This window comes from Microbacterium sp. (assembly GCF_047972865.1).
In the GTDB taxonomy this organism is placed as follows: domain Bacteria; phylum Actinomycetota; class Actinomycetes; order Actinomycetales; family Microbacteriaceae; genus Microbacterium.
In genome coordinates this window covers 1-3,711 of record NZ_JBKEAY010000006.1, presented here as the reverse complement: position 1 = coordinate 3,711, position 3,711 = coordinate 1, and the positions used below count along the sequence as shown (strand labels likewise).

Below are 3,711 nucleotides of genomic sequence, written 5' to 3'. Positions count from 1 at the left end.
GCCCAGTTCATCTTGACGACGTTGGGGACAACGGCCAGCAGCGGATACGCGCCCGCGACCGAGGCTGCCAGCACCGACTCGGCGGTCTTGCCGAGCCCTGGCTCGTCGGCCAGCAGGAAGCTGCGATGGCCGGCGCGCACCGCCTCCAGGAAGCGGGACTGGTGGGGCATGATCTCCAGGCCCCGCGGCGACAGCCGGTCGAATTCCGGAACCGCCGGGAGGGGCATGGATGCCGACCCGCCGCCGGCACCGGTCTCGAACGCCTTGTACAGCGGGCCCATCAGCTCCCAGCCGTCGAGTCGGCGTCGTGCCGACGACGGTGCCGTGCGCGCCGTGAGGTCGGGCGCGAGGAAGGGATTGGCTTCCCGGCGCGCCTCGATCTGGGCGGGGACCACCTGCCGGTCGGCCAGCGCGGCCGGAACGACCGGCGCCTGCACCGGCTTCGCGTCGGTGATGATCAGCTCGTCCTCGGGAAGTTCCGCGCCGGAGTCGAGCAGCCAGTCGCGCCGCATCCGCTTCGCGACCGGCGACGTCGCCTGATCGACTTCGAGGAGCTGAATCAGCGAGGTGTCGCGCGCGGCCGTCTTGGCGAGGATGGTCGCGACCCCGTCGAGGCGCTTGAGCAGTTCGGGGCGGGCGGCCGGCGGCAGCGTGTCGTCGGCCTTCACGCGGGCGCGTTCCTCGCGCACCAGGAACGCGATGACCTGGAATTTGACGCGGTTGGTCGGGCCCAGCTTGCCGCGTTGGGCCTTGGCCTCGACCTCACGAACCTTACGGGCGAGAATCGGGATCAGCGGGGCGTCGTCATCGCGACGCGCCGAAGAACCGCCGCGGCGTCGAGCCGTTGCGGTCGTCGCGCGCTGGGGCGCGGTGGGTGCCGTCGTCGGCATGCTCCTCCTGAGCGTGAGATCCGGCGGGTGACCGGGTGGTCGATCAAACGTCGACCGTCATTCGATGTCGTCGGCACAGCGCCGTCGGCGCGGGGCGCCGACCACGAAGTCCGTCAGGGGTGAAACCCTCGCGACCGCGACTGCTCGCTTCTGCGAGTTGCGGCGTGCGTCGGTACCGTCCCCTCGTAGCCAGTGTAGCGCGGTGTCACCCCTTCTGCAGGACACCGGCCTGCGTCCGCCGCCGCGTACCCTGAGAGTATGGCCACCATCACCGAGACCGCCCTCGCCGCGACCCTGGATCACGCGATCCTGAAGCCCGAGTTGACCAGAGCCCAGGTCGACGCGGAGCTCGACATCGCGGCCCAGTGGCGGGTGTTCAGCGTGTGCGTGCGCCCCAGTGACGTCGCGCACGCCGCGCAGCGGCTGGCCGGGACCGGGGTGGCCGTCGGCACCGTCATCGGGTTTCCGCACGGCACCACCTCGACCGCCGGCAAGGTCGCGGAGGCGGCCCAGGCGCTGGCCGACGGCGCGACCGAGTTCGACATGGTCGTCAACATCGGGGCGCTGCGGTCGGGCTTCGACGAGGTCGTGACCGCCGACATCCGTGCCGTCGTGCAGGCGACCGGCCTGCACATCACGAAGGTGATCCTCGAGACCGCCCTGCTGAACGAGGAGGAGATCGTCCGCGGCAGCACGCTCGCCGAGGTCGGCGGTGCCGACTTCGTGAAGACCTCCACAGGCTTCGCCGGCGGCGGAGCCACGACGGCGCACGTGCGCCTCATGCGCGGGAGCGTCGGGCCGCGGATGCAGGTCAAGGCATCCGGCGGGGTGCGAAGCTATGCAGATGCCCTGCAGATGCTCGCCGCCGGAGCGACCCGCCTGGGCACCAGCGCAAGCGGCATCATCCTCGCCGAGGCACGCCGCGGCGACCAGGGTGGCGCGGCGCTCGGCGCCGTCGACAACGCGTCCTACTGACCGGACGCCGCCTCGCCGCCGACGGGCTCGTCCAGCAGCGGTGCGACGAGCTCCTCGACCGACACACCGCGCCGGCGGGCCGTCCGCCCCAGCCGCGCGGCCAGCTCGGCGCTCACCGGTGACGACGAGACGCGCAGCAGCAACGCCAGCACCGGGACGACCACGATCCCGAGCGTCGCCAGGATCAGCGCGACCCCGATCGTCCGCTGCAGGACCTCGCTGCCGCCGATGTCGTCCCACACCGACCACAGCAGCAACGCGGACGCGATCGCGATGAGCACGAGCGTCACCGTGAGGGCGATCCGCACCCGGCGGACCGGGATCGGCGCGACCAGCAGCAACAGCGACGACACCGTGAGCGCCGCCGTCAACACGACGCCGCTAAGCAGCGCGTTCACGAACGACTCGCCGTCGGCACCGTCCCAGATGAGCACGATGACACCGACCGCCGTCGCCGCCGCCACGGCGATGCCGGCGCCCCCCACGGCGCGGGCGGGCGCACTGAGCACGCCGACGCAGCACAGCGCGGCGACGCTGAAGAACCCGACACAGGTCGTCGTTCCCAGCACTCGCCCGGCGGTGTCGTCCATCTCGCCGCTGATGAGCACGATGACCCCGAGGAGCGCCGCAAGGGCGAACGAGACGATCACCGCCCAGACGAACACTCGGCGCGCCACGCGCAGCCGCTGCGATACCTGCGACATTCTTCCTCCACGTCCCCGCACCCCGCGGCCCGTGGAAGGTAGCCTACGTCCGGTTCCCCGGAATCGGCCGGTGATCCCTCATTCCCCGAGCGCGTCGCGCACCCGGGCGACGTCATTGACCATCTGCGCGATGAGCGCGTCGATCCCCGAAAAGGCGACCATCCCCCGGATGCGGCGCGTGAACGCCACCCGCACCCGGTGGTCGTAGAGGTCCAGCGCGTCCTCGTCGAGCACATACGCCTCGACCTGCCGGGCGTGCACGTCGTCGAACGTGGGATTGGTGCCGACCGAGATCGCCGCAGGGTAGCGGGTGACCGGGTGGGCGGGCGCGTCGGGGTCGGGCCCCTCATCGAACAGCCAGCCCGCGTAGACCCCGTCCGCGGGCACGAATCCCTCGAGGTGCCCGGAGAGGTTCGCGGTGGGAAAGCCCAGCTCGCGGCCGCGTTTGAGCCCGTGCACGACCTCACCGCGCACCTCTTGCGGTCGCCCCAGCAGACGCGCGGCGTCGGCGACGTCGCCCGCCGCCAGCAGATCGCGCACCCACGTCGACGAGACCCGCCGGCCACCGCCCTCAATGTCCCCCACCACGTCGGTGCGGAACCCGAACTCCTCGCCCATCCCGGCCAGGGTCTGCGGCGTGCCGGCACCGCCCTTGCCGAACCGGAAGTCGTCGCCGACGAGCACGTGCACGACACCGAGCGCACCCACGAGCATGTGCTCCACGAACGCCCGCGGCGCAAGGTCGGCCAGCGCCCGATCGAACCGCAGCACCAGGGTGGCATCCACGCCCGCCTCCGCCAGCAGCCCCAGTTTCTGGTCCAGGCTCACCAGCGGCTCCGGGCACAGCTCAGGACGGAGCAGACTCAGCGGATTGCGGTCGAACGTGACCGCGACGACGCGGGCGCCCGCCTCCGCCGCCGCCACCCGCGCGCGGTCGATCACGGCGCGATGCCCGGAGTGCACCCCGTCGAACTTGCCGATGGCGACGACGCTCGGGCCGAACCCGTCGGGAACCTCGCCGGGGGCGTGGAAGACGATCACGAGAGCGCCTCCGACCCCGCCGGCTCCGAGGCGCGGTCGCGATGCGCGATCAGCCACCACAGCCCGACGAACGGCAGCACGAGCGGCACCCACACGTACCC

The 3,711-nt window shown here is 71.9% G+C and carries 3 protein-coding genes and 1 pseudogene; 1 reads left to right on the top strand and 3 read right to left on the bottom strand.

The genetic code is table 11. The features are described from left to right. A pseudogene (locus tag ACK5KK_RS00365) lies at positions 1-890 on the bottom strand (ATP-dependent helicase); the annotation flags it as partial. A 258-nt stretch (positions 891-1,148) separates the two neighbouring features. Between ACK5KK_RS00365 and deoC the strand changes: the two are divergent. After that, positions 1,149-1,865, top strand: a complete 717-nt coding sequence (gene deoC, locus ACK5KK_RS00360) for a deoxyribose-phosphate aldolase (RefSeq protein ID WP_416888108.1) — start codon at positions 1,149-1,151, stop codon at positions 1,863-1,865. On the opposite strand, the gene ACK5KK_RS00355 is transcribed toward deoC, so the two are convergent. After that, complete coding sequence (locus tag ACK5KK_RS00355) at positions 1,859-2,569, bottom strand: hypothetical protein (RefSeq protein WP_416888107.1); 711 nt, start codon at positions 2,567-2,569, stop codon at positions 1,859-1,861. The two genes, deoC and ACK5KK_RS00355, sit on opposite strands and share 7 nt — an antisense overlap. A gap of 78 nt (positions 2,570-2,647) precedes the next feature. Further along, entirely contained in the window at positions 2,648-3,610 is a 963-nt protein-coding gene (locus ACK5KK_RS00350) for a bifunctional riboflavin kinase/FAD synthetase (protein ID WP_416888106.1), read from the bottom strand. Between the last annotated feature and the right edge of the window lie 101 nt (positions 3,611-3,711).

Excerpts from the sequence above, each read along its gene's own strand:
- deoC (WP_416888108.1), top strand. The coding sequence starts at position 1,149 with ATGGCCACCATCACCGAGACCGCCCTCGCCGCGACCCTGGATCACGCG.
- ACK5KK_RS00355 (WP_416888107.1), bottom strand. The coding sequence starts at position 2,569 with ATGTCGCAGGTATCGCAGCGGCTGCGCGTGGCGCGCCGAGTGTTCGTC.